Raw genomic sequence first — 19799 nt, 5'->3', positions numbered from 1 at the left:
AAAGACTACTTTTGTTTTAGTACACACAAGCAAGATAACGACTTGCAACTAGAAGAGGACTCACGTTCTCTTCTTTTTTTTTATCCATACACAAAAGAAGAGGCTGCCCTTTTGAGACAGCCTCTTTATTTTTTGTAGCGTGATTGCGACCTACGATTTCTGTTTCACTTTCGCGATTTCTAACGCAAGCTCTGTAAGTTGTTCTTGCGAGATGGTAGAAGGAGAGTCGATCATGACGTCGCGTCCGGCATTGTTCTTCGGGAATGCGATGAAGTCACGAATGGAATCTGCACCACCGAAGATTGAGCACAAACGATCGAAGCCAAAGGCAATACCACCGTGTGGCGGAGCGCCGTACTCAAAAGCTTCCATCAAGAAGCCGAATTGTTTTTGCGCTTCTTCTTGGCTGAATCCAAGGTGCGTAAACATTAACGATTGTGTAGCCTTATCGTGAATACGAATAGATCCACCGCCTACTTCCGTGCCGTTAATAACCATATCGTAAGCATTCGCTCTCACTTTTCCTGGGTCGGTATCCAACAAGCCGATGTCTTCCGGCTTAGGCGACGTGAACGGATGGTGCATCGCGTGATAACGATTCGTTTCTTCATTCCATTCGAGCAGTGGGAAGTCCACAACCCAAAGTGCCGAGAACTTCTGCTTGTCGCGAAGCCCAAGTTTATCACCCATGAGTAAACGAAGTTCATTGAGTTGTTTACGGGTTGTATGCGTTTCACCGGCGAGGATCAAGATCAGATCGCCAGGTTTAGCGTTTGCTTTTTCTGCCCAAGCTTTCAAGTCGTCGGCGCTGTAGAATTTATCAACGGAAGATTTGAAAGTACCATCGGCCTTGTATTGAACGTAGACAAGTCCTTTAGCGCCGATCTGTGGACGCTTTACAAACTCCGTAAGCTCATCGATCTGCTTGCGCGTATATTCGGCACAACCCGTTGCTGCGATTCCCACAACAAGCTCGGCGGCATCAAACACAGGGAAGTTTTTTCCACGTGTGAGTTCCGTAAGTTCCGCGAACTTCATGTCGAAGCGCGTGTCAGGTTTATCGGAACCGTAAAGTTTCATGGCGTCATCATAGAACATACGCGGTACCGATGGTAGATCGATACCTTTTACATTCTTGAAGAGATGACGAATAAGACCTTCGAACGTATTGAGAATGTCTTCTTGGGTGATGAAAGACATCTCGCAGTCAATCTGTGTAAATTCAGGTTGGCGATCCGCGCGCAAGTCTTCATCACGGAAACATTTTACGATTTGATAGTATCGATCAAAGCCGGATACCATCAACAACTGCTTGAATGTTTGTGGTGATTGTGGGAGGGCGTAAAATTCGCCGTGGTGTACGCGTGAAGGTACAACAAAATCGCGCGCACCCTCAGGCGTTGATTTGATGAGCACGGGCGTTTCTACTTCGATAAAATTTTGTGTATCGAGGTATTGACGTGTTTGTTGCGCGACCTTGTGGCGCAGTTGTAAGCTTTCGCGTACAACGTTTCTACGAAGATCGAGGTAGCGATATTTCATACGCAACTCGTCGCCACCATCGGTATCGTCTTCGATCGTGAATGGCGGAAGTTTTGCCGCGTTGAGAATATTTAAAGTCGATACTTTTAATTCGATTTCGCCGGTTGCAATCTTATCATTTTTTGAGAGACGTTCGACAACCGTACCACTCACTTGGACAACGAATTCCCGGCCCAATGTTCGCGCTGATTGAAGCAGTGCTGCATCGGTTTTACCTTCTTCGAAAATGAGCTGCGTAATGCCATAACGATCGCGCAAATCGACCCAAAGGACGCTGCCTTTATCACGGAGGCGTTGTACCCAGCCGGTCAGAGTAACTTGTTTGTTCGCATCGGCAATTCTCAGTTCGCCGCAGGTATGAGTTCGTAACATGTGAGTTTTAATTAATTTTGCTCCGGCCTGCCCAATAAAACAGGCCATTCTGCAGTTATAAGCAGGCGCGAATTTAATAATACTTTGTCTCCATTCATGATATGCCGAAAATTAAAAGTGTAACCCTTAACGTATTGATGGTGATGGTTTTGATCTGTCTCGCCGCAGGAAAGCCTAAGTTGGTGAAAACCAAAGTCAACGATCAGATCACCGTTTCGATTCCCAAAACCTGGCGTGCCATGGACAACCTCGATTTTACTGAGCGCTATCCTTCCGTGAGAGCACCCTTGGCGGCATATACCGATGAAGAGCGCCTTGTCGATTTCGCCGTTAACGTATCTGCAACCCAGTGGCCAGACGCCGACTTAGAAATGGTAAAAAGCTTTTTTAAATCAAGTCTGTTGAACATGTTCGATCGCGTCGATATGCTGTCGGAAGGCGTGCGGGATGTCAATGGAAAGAAGTTCATTTTCTTCGAGTTTGATTCGCGTGTCAACGGTAATCGCCAGCAAGAAGGTTTTACCGATCCCGTCATGAAGTATACTTACATCGGGTACCTCGTGCAACCAGGGCGTACCTTAGTCTTTTCATTCAATTGTCCAAGACGTATCAAGGAAGAATGGAAAGATACCGCGAAGGCGATGATGAATGCGATTAGGGTGAAGTGAGCGTGTTGACGTTGGTGTGTGTTCAAGAAAAGTGACCGATCGCTTTTTGCTTTAGGCTTTCTGCTTTCTCCGGTTTTCCAGACAAATTCGCAGACTCCTATTTCCATCTTGCAGTTTAGGAGATAAGAATTACCTTTGCCGGCTATGGAGTTATTTACCGATGAGTACTTCATGCGAGAGGCGCTAAAGGAAGCAAAAAAGGCTTTCGACATTGGTGAAGTTCCGGTAGGAGCGGTGGTGGTTTGTAAAAATCGCGTCATCGCGCGGGCGCACAATCAAACAGAAAAATTAACGGATGCTACCGCGCATGCAGAGATGCTTGCGGTGACAGCAGCTGCAAATTATCTGGGTTCAAAATATTTGACAGAATGTGCTTTGTACGTGACACTGGAGCCTTGCGTGATGTGTGCCGGTGCATTGCATTGGACGCAGATGAGCAAAGTTGTTTTTGGTGCCTCTGATGTACAGCGCGGATTTTCTCTGGTAAGTACGCCATTGTTGCATCCGAAAACAATTATAGAAAAGGGGATCAAAGCAGATGAATGCAAAGCGCTCATCGATGATTTTTTTAAACGTATTCGAAAATAATTTAAGATGGATATAAAAGGACGTGTAATTCAATTGCTCCCATTGCAAACAGGGATGGGAAAAAAAGGTCAGTGGAAAAAACAGGAGTTCATCGTAGAAACACCGGGACAATATCCCAAGAAAGTGTGTCTTTCAATTTGGGGTGATAAGATTGATCAATTCAATGTCAATGTTGGAGATCAAGTAAGCATTGGTGTGGACCTAGAAAGCCGCGAGTACAATGGACGTTGGTACACTGAAGCACGTGCGTGGAAACTTGAGAAAGCGGGTTCAAGCGGTGGTGGACAAGGCGCACCAACGGCGACAGAAGAGCCATTCTATAGCCAAGAGAGCAGCGCGTCAGATGATCTGCCCTTCTAGTTGTTAGGTTGAATCAACACAATCTTAACTCGAATGAATTTTCTTGGTAGGGTTCTGGTTGTATATTTGATTCAACAGAATGTTCAACCTATAAATTTGTAATTGATTATGGCATTTACTCTTCCTGCGCTTCCGTACGCATTCAATGCTTTGGAACCGCATATCGATGCACGTACCATGGAAATTCACCATGGCAAACATCACAACGCATATGTTACTAACCTGAACAACGCCATTGCAGGTACTGATGCAGAGAAATTAAGCATTGAAGATATTTGTAAGAATATTTCAAAGTACCCTGCAGCGGTTCGCAACAACGGTGGTGGTCATTATAACCACAGCTTATTCTGGAGCATCCTTGGAACGGGATCAGCGGCACCTACTGGTGCACTTGCCGAAGCGATCAACGCTGCTTTCGGTAACTTCGACGAATTCAAAACCAAATTTGCTGCTGCAGCTACAACACGCTTCGGATCAGGGTGGGCTTGGCTCATCAAAGATGCAAGCGGTAAACTGGCAATTACGTCTACACCAAACCAAGATAATCCGTTGATGGATGTTGCTGAAGCAAAAGGCACACCGCTCCTCGGGCTTGACGTTTGGGAACACGCTTACTATCTCAACTACCAAAACAGAAGACCTGATTACATCACGGCTTTCTGGAATGTTGTGAACTGGGATGAAGTAGCAAAGAGATTTGCTGCGAAATAAGCAGCGATGCCATGCAAAATAAAAGAGGTCGTATTTCGTACGACCTCTTTTATTTTTAAGCATTACTTCTTACTTCTTCTTCTTACTACCTGCTCCTTACTCCTTACTTCTCTACGAACTCATTTTCTCCGAATCACATACATCAACCCCGCGCGAATAGCAAACTCTCCTTCGAAGTAGAAGTCAGCCATTGCTTCGAAGCGCAAATTTTCATTAACTGGTTTGGTCCAACCACCACCAATAACCAAATCGTTTTCACCGATTAATCCTCTCATTCTTACAAATGCTTCCTCCACGGGAAACCATCGTGCGCCAAGTGATAAACTAACACCTTCGTCTGTCCAGACTTCTAATCCTGACGAGAGTGTAAATTGTCGCGTAACGAAATAGTGTCCTTCGGTGGCGAATTGCCCTTTGCCTAAGAATCCATCGTTGTCTGTTTTGATCAGGTCAAATCCACCGCCGACCATAAAGTCTTTAGCGATCTGAGCAGAAACATTCAAGGCTGTAAAAAATAGAACAGCGGTAGTTAAAAAAAATCCTTTCATGTAAATGGGAACCGGATTGAAAAATGTAATGGTGTGTTAGTCTTTGTGAATCTCTTTGTATTCCTCTGCGAACCTCTGTGTAACGATTGGATTATTTCTCTTCGAGTTTCTTTTGAATCGCAAGATACTCATCGCGAAGTTTAGCAGCTTCCATAAACTCAAGTTCTTTAGCCGCTTTCTCCATAGCCTTACGCGTGCGGTCTGCCATTTTTTGAAGTTCTTCTTTTGACAGATAGGCTACTACTGGATCTGCTGCGAGTGTAGCCTCTTCGTCTTCGACGTAGTATTTCTTCACGGATTTTTTAGAGTCTACTACCTTCGTTTGTGCCAGGATTGCCTCGCGCGATTTTAACACGGTCTTCGGAATGATGCCATTGGCTTTGTTATAATCCTCCTGGATTTTACGACGGCGATTTGTTTCTTCAATCGCTACTTGCATAGACTCGGTAACGGTGTCAGCGTACATAATGACTTTTCCATTTTCATTTCGCGCAGCGCGACCGATCGTTTGAACAAGTGAACGTTGATTACGCAAGAACCCTTCTTTGTCTGCATCGAGAATGGCAACGAGTGATACCTCAGGAAGATCAAGTCCTTCTCGCAATAAATTGACACCGACTAGTACATCGTACACGCCTAAACGTAACTCACGCAAAATTTCCACACGATCAAGGGTATGAACTTCCGAGTGGATGTAGCGACACTTGATACCCACGCGATCCATATACTTTGTAAGTTCTTCGGCCATGCGTTTTGTAAGCGTTGTCACGAGCACGCGTTCATTTTTCTTTACGCGCTCGTCAATTTCTTCGAGTAGATCGTCTACTTGGTTCTTGCTCGGGCGTACATCAATCTGAGGATCGAGCAATCCTGTTGGGCGAATCAATTGTTCCACAACAACACCTTCTGATTTCCGCAGTTCATATTCACCGGGTGTTGCGCTAACATACACAGCCTGCGAAATCAATGATTCAAATTCATTGAATGTTAGAGGGCGGTTGTCTAACGCAGATGGAAGTCTGAAACCATAATCTACAAGATTAACTTTGCGAGAGCGATCGCCACCCCACATCGCTCTTACTTGTGGTATCGTCACGTGACTTTCATCGACTACTAAGAGAAAGTCGTCTGGAAAATAATCGATCAGACAGAATGGTCTGGCGCCAGGTTGGCGTCTATCGAAATAACGTGAATAGTTTTCTACGCCAGAACAGTAGCCTAATTCGCGCATCATTTCAAGATCAAACTCTGTTCTCTCCTTCAGACGTTTAGCTTCGAGGTGTCTTTTTTCGTTCGTGAACATGTCGACTTGTGCGACCATGTCATCTTGAATTTCACGAATCGCAGTATGCAATACACTCTTGCCGGTAACGAAGAGATTTGCAGGAAAGATTGTCACTACTTTTTCATCCGAGATCTTCTTTCCTGAGTGGGGATCGATGCGTTGGATCGATTCAATCTCATCACCCCAGAAATAAATCCGGATTGCATAATCTGCGTATGCCAAGAAGATGTCAACGGTATCGCCCTTCACGCGGAAAGTGCCGCGTTTAAATTCGAGTTCTGTTCGGTTGTATAAAATATCAACTAAGGCAAAGAGTAGTTTGTTGCGCGCGATGATTTCACCGGCTTTCAGTTTGATCACATTCTTGCCAAACTCGTCGGGGTTTCCAATACCGTAGATGCAAGAAACAGAAGCGATCACAATTACATCGCGTCTTCCCGTGAGTAGCGACGACGTTGCACTCAGTCGCAGCTTTTCAATTTCTTCGTTGATTGACAGATCTTTTTCGATGTATAATCCCGACGTTGGAATAAATGCTTCAGGTTGATAGTAGTCGTAGTAGGAGATAAAGTATTCAACAGCATTTTCCGGAAAGAAGTGTTTGAACTCGCCGTACAACTGTGCCGCCAATGTTTTATTATGACTTAGCACGAGGGTAGGACGATTCGTTTTCGCGATTACGTTTGCCATCGTGAATGTTTTTCCTGATCCGGTTACACCAAGCAACGTCTGATGCGGTTCGCCATTGTCGAGTCCTGAGATAAGTTGTTCAATGGCTTTAGGCTGGTCGCCGGTAGGAACGTATTCGCTGTTGAGTTTGAAATCCATGAACGGAAATTAAGGGATATTATGAAGTCTATAATCGGAGAAACAGTTAAAAAGTTTCACACGGCGTCCAAACAAAAAGGCTACCGGGTAGGGTAGCCTTTGAATAACGATTTACAGCGACTAATTCCAGATCGCCCAAGATTTTTCTGCTTGTACGTGAAGCATCTCCAAACCATTTTTGATCACGGCTCCTCTCATCTCAGATTTTTGTAAGAACAATGTTCGTGCAGGATTGTAGATTAGATCGTACACATAATGATCAGCACCGAGTAATTCATAATCGATTGGCGGCATAGCTTCCGTATTCGGGCTCATACCGAGTGGCGTTGTGTTGATGATCAACTTTGAGTTTGTGATCAACGACGAATCCTTCTCTAATTCAGAATAAGAGACAACACCTTTACGCGCATCGCGCGATACCAGCGTGTAATTGATTTTCAGGTTGTTTAGCGCTTCTTGAACAGCTTTTGATGAACCACCAGTTCCGAGCACGAGGGCCTTAAATTGGTGATCTGCAGGAAGCCATTTATCGAGTGTTTCTTGGAAAGCTTCAGAGTCTGTATTAAAACCTTTAAGCTTGCCATCTTTGATTCGGATAACATTAACAGCGCCGATTTTTTTAGCGACACCGTCCACCTCGTCGAGGTATTTAATGACTTGTTCTTTGTACGGAATCGTTACGTTAAGTCCGGTAAGGCCTTTCGTATCGTTCAATAATCTTTCGATCTCCGTGATATTTCCGAGGGGAAACAATTCGTATCGGTAATCCCTTAATCCTTCGCGAAAGAATTTCTCATCAAAATACGCTTTCGAGAATGAGTGGCTAACGGTTTGCCCAATCAGCCCAAATACTTTTTCCATGTTCAGATTTTTGTTTTAAGTCTAGCCCCAATTCGTTCTGTTAAAACCACTATAAAAACGCCGAGGGCCATCATGGCGATAGCTTGAAAGACAAGTGGATCTTTGCCAGTTGTCGCCATTAAATCCCACGGCAAGACACTTCTATCAAAAGCCGGAATTTGTTCGCCCCTGAAATTGGTCATGAATTCAAGGGTTTCTCGCCAAGGCCAAAGTTTGTTCAAGGAACCTAACATTAGTCCGGCGAGCAAAGCTACGCCAGCGTCATGGTAATGAACAAGCAATGAGCGGCTTATTCTTGCATTGACCATTAGTCCGGGCAGAAACCCGAGGCCGAAAACGGCTAAATTCGGGAAGTTTAAGGCTTTTATCGACCCTGCAAGCACGGAATATTGTCCCAACAGCAAAAGCATAAGCGCACAGGAAATGCTGGTCCAAATGAGTCCCGATGCTGTGAGGAAGCCCGCAAGCAATAAAAACCACCCATAATCAGGGGATGTAAAGCCAGGAAGCCTTGTAAGTAGGTAGCTGAGCGATATTCCGGCGACTAATGCTGCAGCAGTTCCGATATTCCAATTTTTAATCTTTCGCAATGCAAGTGGTGCCGACATCGTCATGAGACCAAAGAAAAAGGAATACAATGGAATAGGATGGAGCCTAACCAGGTTATATAAAGCGGCTGCAAGAAATAAAAGTCCTACGGCGATGCCGCCGAAGACCGTGACCAGGAAAGGGCCGTTTAATTTTTGCCAGAGTTCGCGGAAAGCAAATTTTTTGAAAAGTTGGAGAGCCTCAAGATCAAAGCAGTTGAGGGTGTAGATCCATTCCTCATAGATGCCCGTCATGAACGCAACGGTTCCGCCGGAGACTCCGTGAAGAACATTTGCACCGCCCATGCAAACTCCTTTGATGAAAAGAAAAATATAGTCTTGAGGTCTTCTCAAATTGTAAGGTCAATCCACTTCAAACGGAGGTGCTGTGTTGGTGTTCTTTTTCTCAATACCGAGGAAATGTAAAAAGGTATCACCCCGTAATCCTAATCGAATGGTCTCCAATGGAATTACTTCTTCGGGAGCAATATTTCCCAGGTTAACATTGGCACCAAGCAATTTGATAAACCAAACCTGCTGAGCTTTTTGTGGCGCTTCCCAGATGATTTTTTCAAACGGAATTTTTGTCAGAATTTCTTGTACGAGTCCTGAGCGAACTTCACCTGTAGAGCGGAACAATCCTACATTTCCGCCTTCACGTGCTTCACCAATTACTTTCCAAGCGCCTGCGTCAAGTTCTTTTTGCATCAAGTCGATCCACAGATAAGGCGGGATGATTTTGTCTGCATCTTTTGAGCCTACTTCCGAAAGTACAGTTACTTGCTCCGAAAGTTTGGTGATGTAATCACATTTCTTGTCATGATCAAGATCGATAGAACCGTCGGAAACTTCGGCAAACGACATGTCGAATTTATCGAGGAGTCTACGGTAGTCATCAAATTGATCGCGGATAATAAACGCTTCAAAGAGTGTTCCTCCGAAGTAGACTGGAATACCAGCGTCTTTATAGACTTTTAGCTTGTCTTTGAGATTTGGTGTGACAAAGGACGTTGCCCAACCCAGTTTTACGATGTCTACGTGGTCTGCACAAATACTTACAAAGTCTTCAGCTTGTCTAATGCTTAGCCCTTTGTCCATGGCCATAGTAAAACCATATTGCCTGGGCTTACTTGTTCGCTCAGGCAAGTTATTAAGGTTGTAATTCATTACTTGTTATCTTTTCTAAACTGTTCGATGATTTTATACAGCGCCTTCTGCGTTTCGAGTTTTGGAAAGAAATCGAAAAGGACGGTATGGCCATCGAAGTCCAAAATTAAAGCATTTTCCAAATAATTAAAGGCTTCTTTAAATCGGCCCGCTTCAATCAGGTACACCGTCATGCGGTAAAACAGTTCAGAATCGTCAGGAATCTCGTCAAAACCGATCAGGAGGGTTTCAATGGCCTTTTCAAAGTCACCTTGTTCATAAAAGATAAAGGACCAATTCAACCATATTTCTTTGTCGGTAGGATCTAATTTGGCAGCCTCTTCGTACGCATCCATGCTCGATACGTGGTTTCCCACTTTAAATTCGGCATGTGCTACAGCCTTCCAGTACTCTGAGTTTTCTGGATGGATCTTTAGGGCCTTGTTGTAGAAGTGAAGCGCCTGGTACCACTTTTCTTGTTTTTCAAGACAAGCGCCTGCGCCAAACCAAGCTTCATCGTACAAGTTGTCGAGCTTCGCTGCTTTTTGAAAATACTTCAAGCCAAGTTCGTATTGCTCAAGACTTTCATAGGCTGCCCCGATACAGCAGTACACCTCCGGACTAGGCCCTTCGATGTCGACTGTTTTTCTAAACGCATCGAGCGCCTTTGTATACTCCGACATGTTCATATAGGTATTACCCATATTGAAATGTGCGGAAGCAAAATTTTCGTCGATCGTGATGGCGTAGTCGTAGGCGTTTAATGCCTCAGCGTAGTTTTCTAATTTATTATAAACAATGCCGAGGTTGTACCACGCTGCGCCCGAGTATGGATCTTCGTCGATGAATTTCTGGTAATATTCAATGCTACTTTCAAGTTGACCGGTAACGTCAAGACAAAAAGCAAGCTCGTAGAGTGCACCGTCGTGATTGATATTGATTTCGATCGCTTGTTTGTAGGCTTCTATAGCGCGCGGATAATCTTCCATGCTTTGATGCGCAAGACCAATGCTGTAATACACTTCGTCTTTGTCATCGGCGAACGTGAGTGCTTGCTGATAGCTTTCAATCGCGTCGGCATGATTTCCTTGAAGGGATTGAATCGAACCTATCGTCAGAAAAATTTCCGGATCGTTAGGTTGTAGTGCATGCGCTTGCTCCAACAATTCCAACGCTTCTTTATACTCTTCAAGGTTTGAAAGAATTTGCGCTTTAATGGTGATTAGCTCGGTCGAGAAAGGATATTGACTGATGGCTTGATTGACAGCCTGCAATGCTTTCGTGTGTTTGCCACGAAGCATGTAGTGATCTATGATCTGTTCGTAGGCGTCAAGGTCAAAAAATTCAGCTTTCTTTTTCCGTAGGTGGTCTTCAAATCGTCTAATCAGCTCGTTTCCTTCTTCTTCTCTTTTGCGATATTCTTTAGACATGTACTGAAAGGTTTTCCTAAAATAAAGATAAATAAGCCGGAAAGCTAACACCTTCTGGCGTTAATTTTTAGTGCCCATTTGTCGGATGTAATATTGACAGCACCAGTGTAATGTTGTATCAATCGGTTGAAATTCGAAATCAAGTTCCATTCGCACTTTTTTGTTATTGTAAAGAAACTCTGTTCCTGCCAAACGGACTGTCTCCGATGTAATTAATGGTTCCGTTTTTGTAAACCAAGTTCTCATGCGCTCCAAACCAGCAACTAAATGTAAAAGTTTCCGCGGCGGCTTTATCGACGGTGATTTTTTATTGAAAAAGCGAGCGACTTTTTTAAAGAAATCGTAGAAGCTAATTTTTCCCGAGCTTACGATAAAACGTTGTGCTTCAATTGGCGAGTCAAGCAACTGTACTGCTATCGCCGCTACGTCACGTACATCAACATAGTTCAGGTACGCATCAAGATAGAAAGCTCGCTGATCCCACACATATTTAAAAAGCTGCGCACTACTCTTGCGCCAATCGGCAGGCGCCAATATTACCGAAGGATTTATTGTTACTGTGCTAAGACCTTCTTCTTGACCACGCGCAACTTCAAGTTCTGCTAGGTACTTTGATTTTGCATAAGTACTATTCAACGGACTATCAACCCATTTGTGATTTTCATCAATGAACGTTTGTCCTTTTTGTCTGCCCAATGCCGCTACGGAGCTGACGTGGATCAGGCGCTTCACACCGGCGTCGATACAAGTGTTTACGACATTGCGTGTGCCGACAACGTTGATGTCCATTACTTCTTGTGCACGCCGGCCGTTGAACGACACGATTGCAGCCGTATGAATGACATGGGTGATGTTGACGAAGGCATCTTGAAGTGAAAATACATCGAGTACATCTGCATCGCGCCATTGAATTTTATCGGCCACATCATCTAATAGTGATATGTCGCTGCCTTTTCTTTTCAACGCGACAAAAGGTATTTCTTCGGTGATCAGTTGACGGACAATAAAACTTCCGAGTAGACCATTCGCGCCTGTAACTGCAATCATTAATCTGATGTTAAAATGTGAGCGATGCTTTGTGACGCATTTAAAGCGTGTTGTTCAGCAGCGGCAAAGATAAAGCTTTTTGAAAGTACTTCGATTTTTGTGCTGAACTTACTAGCTGGGCGTGCTGGAAGTGGTGGCAATCGCTGCCGAGCATATGGACCCAGCCTTTGTCAATTAATTTCTGCGCCGTCACCTGTACACCTTTACTGTAGTAACCTGTGATCGAACTTATATTTACCTGAAATCGAACTTGTCGTGTGAAAAGGTCTTCGAGCGCATTCCAATTGTTCTGCAGATACAAATAACGCTCAGGGTGTGCTAACACGGGCGTATACCCTTTTGATTGCGCGAGAAATATAAACTCTTTCAAATTGAAAGGTTCTGTGAGGAAATTGGTTTCGAAAAGTAGATATCGATGGTCTCCAAAAGTAAGCATCGGCTGATTCTCTTGCAGCATCTTAAATACGGCATCATCAAGGTAATACTCTGCAGCTGCTTCAATGATTATGTCGATTCCCTTTTCTCGTAAGCGCTGCCGGAGCTCATCTCGTTTTTTAAGAATTCCTTCTGTTGTGTTTCGATAGGCATCGCTCATCACGTGGGGCGTAGTGATCAGTTTTGTATATCCTAGACTTTTGAAATGCAAAATAATTTCCTCGGCATCTTCGAGTGATTGCACGCCATCGTCAATACCCGCCAGTAAATGCGAATGAACATCCACATGGATCGGCGGCGCATGGGGAACTTGCTTTTTTTTAAACCAGTTTAGCACGCTAAATTTTAAAAATCTCCTTGATCTTCTTTACACCTGTATTCTTTTCGTCCTCATAGTAGCCATAGCCGTATCCATAGGCTTGTTCGCCCGCGGAAGACATCGCGTTAAGGATCGAACAAATATTGGTGAATTTGTTGATGTTGATAATACGCTGAAGATTCAACATGAATTCGCGCTTAGAATAATTTGCTCGGAAAATATATATGGACACATCCGCTTGACGCATTGCCTGAATACCGTCGGTTAATAAACCAACAGGTGGCGTGTCAAGGATAATGTATTCGTAGTGCTTCTTCAGTTCAAGTAGCAGTGCGTTGAAATCTTCGCGAAGTAAAAGCTCCGATGGATTAGGCGGTGTAGGGCCTGAAGGGATGAAGTCGAGATAGTCAACCTGCGTCTTAACAAGGCACTCTTCCCAGCTATGACGTCGGATCAGTATTGTGCTCATGCCTTTCGTATGGTCCGTAACCGGGAAGGGAATGTTGTGCTTTACCTTGCGCATGTCTAGGTCGACCAGTAATACTTTCTTTTGCGACATAGCAATGGCAGCACCCAAGTTGATTGCAACAAATGATTTTCCTTCGCCTGATACCGTAGATGAAATGGCAACTACTTTTTGTACTGTGTCGGATAAAAAATATTCTAGGTTTGTGCGAAGTGTGCGGAGAGCCTCGCTAACGATCGACTTCGGTTGATCGACGATATAAAGATTGCCCTCCAGCTTAGACGATGGAATAACACCGAGAACAGGGACACCACTTAACTTCTCAAGTTCTTGTAGGTTTGTAATCTTATTGTTGATGATGTATAGAAACCCGATAAAAAAAATGATGAGTGTGAAACTTGACACGAGTCCGATGCCGGCAATCATTAAACGGTTTGGAGCGATGGGGTGATCAGAGAATGTTGCAGGCGATAATATCTTGAAGTCTGTCGTAGCGCCCGCCTTGGCGATTTCAAATCCTGATTTGGATTGCATCAAAATCAAATAGAATTCTTCATAGAGTTTATAAAACCTTTCGTTCTTAGAATACTGCGTGCTCTTGTCAGGCATGTTTATAAATTCGCTCTCTAAAAGATTCTTTTGCTGTGCAACTTCTTGGGAGCGTTTCATGATGTCGGTTCGCAGCGCGTTGATGTGTTCAATGGCGCGTGTACTATGGGTTTCTATTTCCTTCTCCAGTTCACGGTATGCAAAAGTTGTCTCGTTATAAGAAAGTTTTAATTTTTCTTGCGTCAAGAAAAGCTCTTGTACACGATCTAAATTTTTAGAAATATATTCTGGTAATATTTTACGAAGCCCTGGTGATACAAAGAACTTTTTGGAACGCAGGCCATCAGATAATTGATTGAGCTCCTGCATGCGGCTGGCAAACTCGTAGCGCTGTGAGTCAAGCCTACTGATGGCTGTCACCGTACGCTTCAAATCTTCGTCTAGATTGTTGGTCTTATTTTGAAGGGTGAAATGTTTGAAATAGTTTTCATAACCTTCCATCTTCTCTTCGATTTGCTGGAGTTCGTTGTTGAGCCAATCAATCTTTTGTTTGTTTGCTAGGTTTTTTTGCTCATGACTATACTTCAAGTACACATCATCGATCACCTGGAGGATAGCACGGGCTTTTGATGGATTGTTATCTTTAAAAGCAACGCGAATCGTTTTTGCGTAAAAGTTCAGTGGCTCGACGGTGAGGTTTGCAATGAGGTAGTTCATCAGCACATCACGACTGTTGATGATGAAAAAGAACTCAATTTCCTCATCGCTTTCCTTGAAGTTAGGATTTCGTTTGATCGTGACGACGGATGCATCGAGGTTAATCGGTTCATTAAACTTTCCCGTGATTTTCCTTTGGCTCTCGCCGACTTTTATTGAAAAGGAATTACCGTCTGTCTCCGTCAAATGTAAAGGGATATTGTATAGCCCGTCGTCTACATTTTTATATTCGATGTGGTAGGGCGTATTTCCGAACAGCTCGTGGTTCAATAACTCACCTTTGTTGAAATATGATACACTTAGGTTGATGCTGTCTAAAACGATATTCAAGAAAAGTTTTGAGCGGATTATTTCGATTTCTCCTGAGATCAAATCTGCGTTTTGGGGTTCATCGGAAGTTATCGTCGCAATGCCAAGTTCCGTCGCTTCGTTCTTGATGTCAAGTTTTAACTCGGATACCGATTGATAAATGTCTTTGGAGTACCGGATAACGAGATAGGCAGCCGTATTCGTAACGACGAAGATCAGGAGTATCCATAAGATATTATCCCAAATCGTCACCCTGAGTTTGTTGATGTCAATTCCCTCAGTGTTGGGGAGGGCTACCGGTGGTCCTATTTTATTTGATTCGAGCATCATTATTTTAATCCGATAATCACGACAATGAGTGTTGTGAAGGTCGTTACAACGCTGATGGCAGGAGCGTAGTCGCGCATCGCTTCGACAAAAGGTCTCCGGATAGGTTCTACGTAAATGATGTCGCCGGATTCAACCAAATAATTCGTTGTTTGATACCCCTCGAATGTACTGAAGTCGGAAAGTAGAACTTTGTCACCACGCAAAATGCGAATGTTATTTGCACGCCCATCGTTGTTTATACCTTTTGCTAGCGCAAGTATTTCGGTAACACGAATGTTCTCGTTCGTTAATGGTATTACTTGACCGCCAGGTGCTCCCAAAACAACTACCCGTTTGTTTGCGTATTTTAATACAACAAATGGATCCTGATAGTATTTCAGATAGGCTTGTTGCAAAAGTTTCTCGGCTTCATTGATGGTTAAAGACTCAAGCATGATTGAATCGATCATTGGAAATTTTACCAGGCCTGTTGTCTGCACTAAGTACGTAGGTTGCTGTTCGACAGTCGTGACTGGCGCGTCTTTACTGATGATGGCCTGCGGGTCAATCAATTTTTCGCCCTTGTTGGTGTACACTTGCAACTGCAACAAGTCATTTTTTTGAATGACATAATTTTTTTCCACAGCATTCACTTTCCCCTTTAGCGCCTGGCCCTCTTTCACGGTGAACATAATATTCTGTTTATATGAAGCGCAAGACGCGAGCATGAAGCCGGCCGACAAATAAAAAATGACTTGAAGTCGTGCAAAAAATGTTCTCAACGCAATGAATTTAACTGATTCAATTACGTGAAATTACGGATTTTATCAATAACTCGTTGAGTGTCGGATGGTTCTTGTCTTTTGCTGAAAGCAGGGGTTCTTTAACCGTCCAATCAATCGCGAGGTCAGGGTCATTCCAACGAATCCCGATTTCAGCCCCTGGGTGATGCGTATTCGTACATTTATAAAAGAAAATTGAATCCTCAAGCGCTGAAAAACCATGTGCAAAGCCTTCTGGCACGAAAAGCAAATTTCGGCGTTCCGAGTCGAGCGTGCAGTAATGGACTTTTCCGAATGTCGACGAACCTTTCCGGAGATCAACAACTACATCCAGCACTTTTCCGGAAATGACGGAAACAAGTTTTCCTTGTGCATAAGGATCAAGCTGAAGATGCAAACCTCGGACTACGCCCTTCTTAGAAAAGGATTGATTGTCTTGAATAAATTTTGGATTGATACCATGGTTGCGAAAATGATCTTCGCGGAATAGTTCAAAAAACCAACCACGATCGTCTTTATAAATAGTAGGTATAATTTCTACCAGCCCTTCAATGCCGGTCTTAATAATGTTCATGAATCAACAATAGTATTTAAGAAGCTCTCTTGAATTTTTCAAGGGCCGCAAGATACTTATTAATTACTAGTGTTTGACTGTATTCTGCTTCCATTTTGGTGCGCCCATTTTCTCCAAAACGTTGAAGTGCATTTGCTGGAAGTCCTGCCATTTTCTTCATCTTATCGGCGAGATCGTCAGAATCTTTTAGTTTGCAGAGGAAGCCATTGTAATTGTCGGTAACAACATGGTTACAGCCCGGCACGTCTGTAGCAATGATAGGCTTACTCGAACTAGCGGCTTCAAGTAGCGTGCGTGGCGTGCCTTCACGATAGGAGGGTAGAACAATGCAATCAGCCTTGTCGATAAACATCCTCACATCGTCTGTGGTGCCAAGGTACTCGATTGTACCAGACTTAATCCAATCGTTTACGACTTCTGTTTTGATACCGCGTTTGTGTTCAGGGTCCATGGCACCGAGAATTTGGAAACGCGCATCGACTCCCGACGATCGTAATTTTTTTACGGCTTCAATGTATTCAAGCACGCCTTTGTCCGTAATCAATCTTGAGATCAAAAGGAATGTAAAGCGATCGTTACGTTCATAGCGTTTTGGGGTGAAGTGCTCCAAATCAATTCCGGAACCAGGCACGAGATCGACTGCCTGTGGATGAACGAGTTTTTTATCTAAAAATAATTTTAAATCGTCTGGGTTTTGAAAGAATACTTTGTCAGCGAATCGGAATGCAAATTTGTAAAGACCGATGGCAATGGCTGATACGAGATTGTCTTTGAGAAAAACGGTGCCCAGTCCACACACATTGTTAACCACAGGAATACGAAGTATTGCTGCTGCAAGTGTGCCATATACATTTGGCTTAATCGTGTAGTGAAGAATAATATCGGGCTTAATCTTGCGGTAAATCATCAACAATTCGACAATTAAAGCGGCATCTTTAATGGGATTTGCACCACGACTGTCCATTTTTACGGCGTGGTGAATACAGCCGGCTTCAACCAAGAAGTGCGCATAGTCGTCAATGGGCGCGATGGTATGAACTTCGTATCCCTTTTCAATGAGGGTCTTCACAAAGTTCATCCTGAAATTGTAAATATTCCAGGATGTATTTAAGACGATGGCGATTCTCATTCGGGCTCTGGTTATGAGAAACATTTCATCTACCTATACTTCCGACAAGTTGCCGAAATACGAGACATGAATGTTAAATCTCGGGTTTAGATTCACCAAATGTAAAAAAAAGTAACCGCTCTCGATAACGTTTGTAATTAAATATCCGTTAAGTTCGCCTCCCCGCAAGCAGGGAAATTTTATGGAAGTAGAAGAAAATACAGCGGTTTTAGTCGCGATTGGTAGTCCAAAAGGACAGCAAGAGACAGACGAGCATCTGGATGAGTTAGCGTTTTTGGCGGAAACATCGGGCATTAAGACCGTGAACCGCGTCATTCAAAATTTGGCCCATCCTGACCCGAGAACATTCCTTGGAAAAGGTAAGCTCGATGAAGTGAAGAATTTTGTCTTGTCTAATAAAGTGAAGAATGTGATCTTCGATGAAGATTTATCCCCTTCGCAACTTCGAAACCTTGAACGCACATTCAACGCTAAGGAGCAGGAAGATTTAAAGGTTCGTGTATACGACAGAAGTTTGTTGATCCTCGACATATTCTTATGGCGTGCGCAAACCGCGCAGGCGCGAACGCAAGTCGAACTGGCCATGAACCAATATCTTCTTCCAAGACTTACACGCATGTGGACTCACTTGGAAAGACAACGCGGCGGAACAGGTACGCGTGGTGGTGCCGGTGAAAAAGAAATTGAAACCGATAGACGAAATATTAAATTCCGTATCTCCCTATTGAAGGAACAACTGGAGAAAATCGAAAAGCAACGCGCTACGCAACGCAAGGGTAGGAGCAACGTTGTGCGTGTAGCTTTGGTGGGATACACCAACGTCGGGAAATCTACATTGATGAATTTGTTGTCGGGGTCTGGTGTGTTGGCTGAGAATAAATTATTTGCCACCGTTGACTCGACGGTTCGCAAAGTCGTGTTTGGTAATATTCCTTTTTTGCTTTCTGATACCGTTGGATTTATTCGCAAACTTCCACATCACTTGATCGAATCTTTTAAGTCTACACTCGATGAAGTGAGGGAAGCAGATCTGTTGTTACACGTCGTTGACTTAGCGCATCCTTTTCACGACAACCAAATTGAAGTCGTATCAAAGACATTGGGTGAAATTGGTGCAGCAAACATTCCAACGATTTTAGTGTTGAATAAAATCGATCTCTATCGTGAGAAATTTCCAGAGGCAAATTTAGAAGAGATGCGCGGCTATTATCGTCAACATGGGTATGCTGATGTAATTTTTGTGTCGGCGTTAGGCAATGAAAACATCACCGCTTTAAAGCAACTGATATTCGAGCGCGTAAAAGAGCGCCATCTTCAAATCTTTCCGAACTTTCTAAAAGACAGCTACGAATTTTCACCGTGGCCAACAGAAACAACTTGACGGTAACCAATATTTTATAAATTTGCGACCGCTGGGAGAGTTAACGGTTATCAGTTATCGGTTAATAGTACTGATAACGAATAACTGATAACTAGTAACTAAACCGTCGTCGGGATAAAACTTTTGATGCAGGTTCGATGTAAAACGATAGCGACGACTAATAACTAATAACTGATAACTAATAACAAAACCCCGGTCCCGTAGTTCAATGGATAGAATAGGAGTTTCCTAAACTTTTGATGCAGGTTCGATTCCTGTCGGGACTACTAATACACAATCATCTAAAATCAAAACCGCGTAATCTTAATGGAAATGCGGTTTTTGTTTTTTAATCCACACCAAATCATTCAATACAAGTCATTTCTATGGTGAGGCTTTAGGTTGAAAGTGGCTGGGAATTGAACAGGTTGTAAATATAGTTTGCTGATTTGAATTTTGTGTTGTTGAACCAAAACAGAAGCAGGCTCTGCTGAGGAGCAACCTGCCAGGGATAGGTTCTCCCGACAGAATGTCGATCATTGGAATGGTAATCAAGCTTGTACAGTTTGTGAACATCTTGATTTCAAGCAATCACTAGTACTATTTTCAACTATAACTGGTGAATCATGCAAAAGACATTCAATCAAAATTTCGTCCTAAGAAAATCGAAATCAAATTCCATCCTGCCAATGGTCTACTTGCGCATCACAATCGATGGGGCGCGTACTGAATTCTCAATTCAACGTCAATGTGAAAGTGGCTGTGAATTTGAACAGGTTGTAAATATAGTTTGCTGATTTGAATTTTGTGTTGTTGAACCAAAACAGAAGCAAGGCTCTGCTGAGGAGCAACCTGCCAGGGATAGGTTCTCCCGACA

The 19799-nt window shown here is 43.5% G+C and carries 18 protein-coding genes and 1 tRNA gene; 6 read left to right on the top strand and 13 right to left on the bottom strand.

Going from position 1 to position 19799, the window contains the following annotated elements:
• Window positions 1-150 precede the first annotated feature (150 nt).
• The gene (aspS, locus tag DQQ10_RS27265; protein WP_112750126.1) at window positions 151-1914 is read right to left on the bottom strand and encodes an aspartate--tRNA ligase; all 1764 of its coding nucleotides are present in this window, start codon (window positions 1912-1914) and stop codon (window positions 151-153) included.
• 101 nt (window positions 1915-2015) lie between these two features.
• On the opposite strand from aspS, the gene DQQ10_RS27260 reads away from it, so the two are divergent.
• From DQQ10_RS27260 to DQQ10_RS27245, 4 genes are all read left to right on the top strand, one after another.
• Window positions 2016-2582: a hypothetical protein gene (locus DQQ10_RS27260; RefSeq protein ID WP_112750125.1), complete on the top strand. Its 567-nt coding sequence runs from the start codon at window positions 2016-2018 to the stop codon at window positions 2580-2582.
• Window positions 2583-2726: 144 nt separating this feature from the next.
• Complete coding sequence (locus tag DQQ10_RS27255; protein ID WP_112750124.1) at window positions 2727-3170, top strand: nucleoside deaminase; 444 nt, start codon at window positions 2727-2729, stop codon at window positions 3168-3170.
• Window positions 3171-3176: 6 nt separating this feature from the next.
• Window positions 3177-3530 (top strand): DUF3127 domain-containing protein, encoded by a 354-nt coding sequence (locus tag DQQ10_RS27250; protein WP_112750123.1) that lies wholly within the window; start codon window positions 3177-3179, stop codon window positions 3528-3530.
• A gap of 108 nt (window positions 3531-3638) precedes the next feature.
• Entirely contained in the window at window positions 3639-4241 is a 603-nt protein-coding gene (locus tag DQQ10_RS27245) for a superoxide dismutase (RefSeq protein ID WP_112750122.1), read from the top strand.
• A 119-nt stretch (window positions 4242-4360) separates the two neighbouring features.
• Here DQQ10_RS27245 and DQQ10_RS27240 read toward each other — a convergent pair whose 3' ends face one another.
• The 12 genes from DQQ10_RS27240 to DQQ10_RS27185 form a co-directional block, all read right to left on the bottom strand.
• On the bottom strand, window positions 4361-4789 hold the full coding sequence (locus DQQ10_RS27240; protein WP_112750121.1) for a hypothetical protein: 429 nt from the start codon (window positions 4787-4789) through the stop codon (window positions 4361-4363).
• A gap of 91 nt (window positions 4790-4880) precedes the next feature.
• Window positions 4881-6902, bottom strand: coding sequence for an excinuclease ABC subunit UvrB (gene uvrB / locus DQQ10_RS27235; protein ID WP_112750120.1), 2022 nt, complete (start codon window positions 6900-6902; stop codon window positions 4881-4883).
• Between the two features lie 120 nt (window positions 6903-7022).
• Window positions 7023-7763, bottom strand: coding sequence for a shikimate dehydrogenase family protein (locus DQQ10_RS27230; protein ID WP_112750119.1), 741 nt, complete (start codon window positions 7761-7763; stop codon window positions 7023-7025).
• 2 nt (window positions 7764-7765) lie between these two features.
• Entirely contained in the window at window positions 7766-8704 is a 939-nt protein-coding gene (locus DQQ10_RS27225) for a DUF368 domain-containing protein (RefSeq protein WP_133259786.1), read from the bottom strand.
• A gap of 9 nt (window positions 8705-8713) precedes the next feature.
• Window positions 8714-9517, bottom strand: a complete 804-nt coding sequence (locus tag DQQ10_RS27220; RefSeq protein ID WP_112750117.1) for a phosphosulfolactate synthase — start codon at window positions 9515-9517, stop codon at window positions 8714-8716.
• Window positions 9517-10926 (bottom strand): tetratricopeptide repeat protein, encoded by a 1410-nt coding sequence (locus DQQ10_RS27215; protein ID WP_112750116.1) that lies wholly within the window; start codon window positions 10924-10926, stop codon window positions 9517-9519. Before DQQ10_RS27215 ends, DQQ10_RS27220 begins: the two co-directional genes overlap by 1 nt.
• Window positions 10927-10986: 60 nt before the next feature.
• The gene (locus DQQ10_RS27210) at window positions 10987-11973 is read right to left on the bottom strand and encodes an NAD-dependent epimerase/dehydratase family protein (RefSeq protein ID WP_112750115.1); all 987 of its coding nucleotides are present in this window, start codon (window positions 11971-11973) and stop codon (window positions 10987-10989) included.
• A gap of 40 nt (window positions 11974-12013) precedes the next feature.
• Window positions 12014-12745 carry a tyrosine-protein phosphatase gene (locus DQQ10_RS27205; protein WP_112750114.1) on the bottom strand — a complete coding sequence of 244 codons (732 nt, stop codon included), beginning with the start codon at window positions 12743-12745 and terminating at the stop codon, window positions 12014-12016.
• Window position 12746: 1 nt separating this feature from the next.
• Complete coding sequence (locus tag DQQ10_RS27200; protein WP_112750113.1) at window positions 12747-15098, bottom strand: GumC family protein; 2352 nt, start codon at window positions 15096-15098, stop codon at window positions 12747-12749.
• Complete coding sequence (locus DQQ10_RS27195; RefSeq protein ID WP_245970559.1) at window positions 15098-15769, bottom strand: polysaccharide biosynthesis/export family protein; 672 nt, start codon at window positions 15767-15769, stop codon at window positions 15098-15100. The genes DQQ10_RS27200 and DQQ10_RS27195 overlap by 1 nt, the downstream gene beginning before the upstream one ends.
• A 109-nt stretch (window positions 15770-15878) precedes the next feature.
• Entirely contained in the window at window positions 15879-16433 is a 555-nt protein-coding gene (rfbC, locus tag DQQ10_RS27190) for a dTDP-4-dehydrorhamnose 3,5-epimerase (protein ID WP_112750111.1), read from the bottom strand.
• A 16-nt stretch (window positions 16434-16449) separates the two neighbouring features.
• Window positions 16450-17562, bottom strand: coding sequence for a glycosyltransferase family 4 protein (locus DQQ10_RS27185; protein WP_112750110.1), 1113 nt, complete (start codon window positions 17560-17562; stop codon window positions 16450-16452).
• A 181-nt stretch (window positions 17563-17743) separates the two neighbouring features.
• Between DQQ10_RS27185 and hflX the strand changes: the two genes are divergently transcribed.
• Together hflX and DQQ10_RS27175 are read left to right on the top strand one after the other, a co-directional pair.
• The gene (gene hflX / locus DQQ10_RS27180; RefSeq protein WP_112750109.1) at window positions 17744-18943 is read left to right on the top strand and encodes a GTPase HflX; all 1200 of its coding nucleotides are present in this window, start codon (window positions 17744-17746) and stop codon (window positions 18941-18943) included.
• A gap of 194 nt (window positions 18944-19137) precedes the next feature.
• Window positions 19138-19209: transfer RNA gene (locus tag DQQ10_RS27175), tRNA-Arg, on the top strand.
• The last annotated feature ends 590 nt before the right edge of the window (window positions 19210-19799 follow it).

The sequence above is a fragment of the Pseudochryseolinea flava genome, assembly GCF_003286915.1.
GTDB classification, from domain to species: domain Bacteria; phylum Bacteroidota; class Bacteroidia; order Cytophagales; family Cyclobacteriaceae; genus Ohtaekwangia; species Ohtaekwangia flava.
The sequence above is the reverse complement of the archived record's forward strand: the minus strand, read 5'-3'. Positions and strand labels throughout refer to the sequence as shown.

Excerpts from the sequence above, each read along its gene's own strand:
- aspS (WP_112750126.1), bottom strand. The coding sequence starts at position 1,914 with ATGTTACGAACTCATACCTGCGGCGAACTGAGAATTGCCGATGCGAAC.
- DQQ10_RS27260 (WP_112750125.1), top strand. The coding sequence starts at position 2,016 with ATGCCGAAAATTAAAAGTGTAACCCTTAACGTATTGATGGTGATGGTT.
- DQQ10_RS27255 (WP_112750124.1), top strand. The coding sequence starts at position 2,727 with ATGGAGTTATTTACCGATGAGTACTTCATGCGAGAGGCGCTAAAGGAA.
- DQQ10_RS27250 (WP_112750123.1), top strand. The coding sequence starts at position 3,177 with ATGGATATAAAAGGACGTGTAATTCAATTGCTCCCATTGCAAACAGGG.
- DQQ10_RS27245 (WP_112750122.1), top strand. The coding sequence starts at position 3,639 with ATGGCATTTACTCTTCCTGCGCTTCCGTACGCATTCAATGCTTTGGAA.
- DQQ10_RS27240 (WP_112750121.1), bottom strand. The coding sequence starts at position 4,789 with ATGAAAGGATTTTTTTTAACTACCGCTGTTCTATTTTTTACAGCCTTG.
- uvrB (WP_112750120.1), bottom strand. The coding sequence starts at position 6,902 with ATGGATTTCAAACTCAACAGCGAATACGTTCCTACCGGCGACCAGCCT.
- DQQ10_RS27230 (WP_112750119.1), bottom strand. The coding sequence starts at position 7,763 with ATGGAAAAAGTATTTGGGCTGATTGGGCAAACCGTTAGCCACTCATTC.
- DQQ10_RS27220 (WP_112750117.1), bottom strand. The coding sequence starts at position 9,517 with ATGAATTACAACCTTAATAACTTGCCTGAGCGAACAAGTAAGCCCAGG.
- DQQ10_RS27215 (WP_112750116.1), bottom strand. The coding sequence starts at position 10,926 with ATGTCTAAAGAATATCGCAAAAGAGAAGAAGAAGGAAACGAGCTGATT.
- DQQ10_RS27210 (WP_112750115.1), bottom strand. The coding sequence starts at position 11,973 with ATGATTGCAGTTACAGGCGCGAATGGTCTACTCGGAAGTTTTATTGTC.
- DQQ10_RS27200 (WP_112750113.1), bottom strand. The coding sequence starts at position 15,098 with ATGATGCTCGAATCAAATAAAATAGGACCACCGGTAGCCCTCCCCAAC.
- DQQ10_RS27195 (WP_245970559.1), bottom strand. The coding sequence starts at position 15,769 with ATGTTCACCGTGAAAGAGGGCCAGGCGCTAAAGGGGAAAGTGAATGCT.
- rfbC (WP_112750111.1), bottom strand. The coding sequence starts at position 16,433 with ATGAACATTATTAAGACCGGCATTGAAGGGCTGGTAGAAATTATACCT.
- DQQ10_RS27185 (WP_112750110.1), bottom strand. The coding sequence starts at position 17,562 with ATGAGAATCGCCATCGTCTTAAATACATCCTGGAATATTTACAATTTC.
- hflX (WP_112750109.1), top strand. The coding sequence starts at position 17,744 with ATGGAAGTAGAAGAAAATACAGCGGTTTTAGTCGCGATTGGTAGTCCA.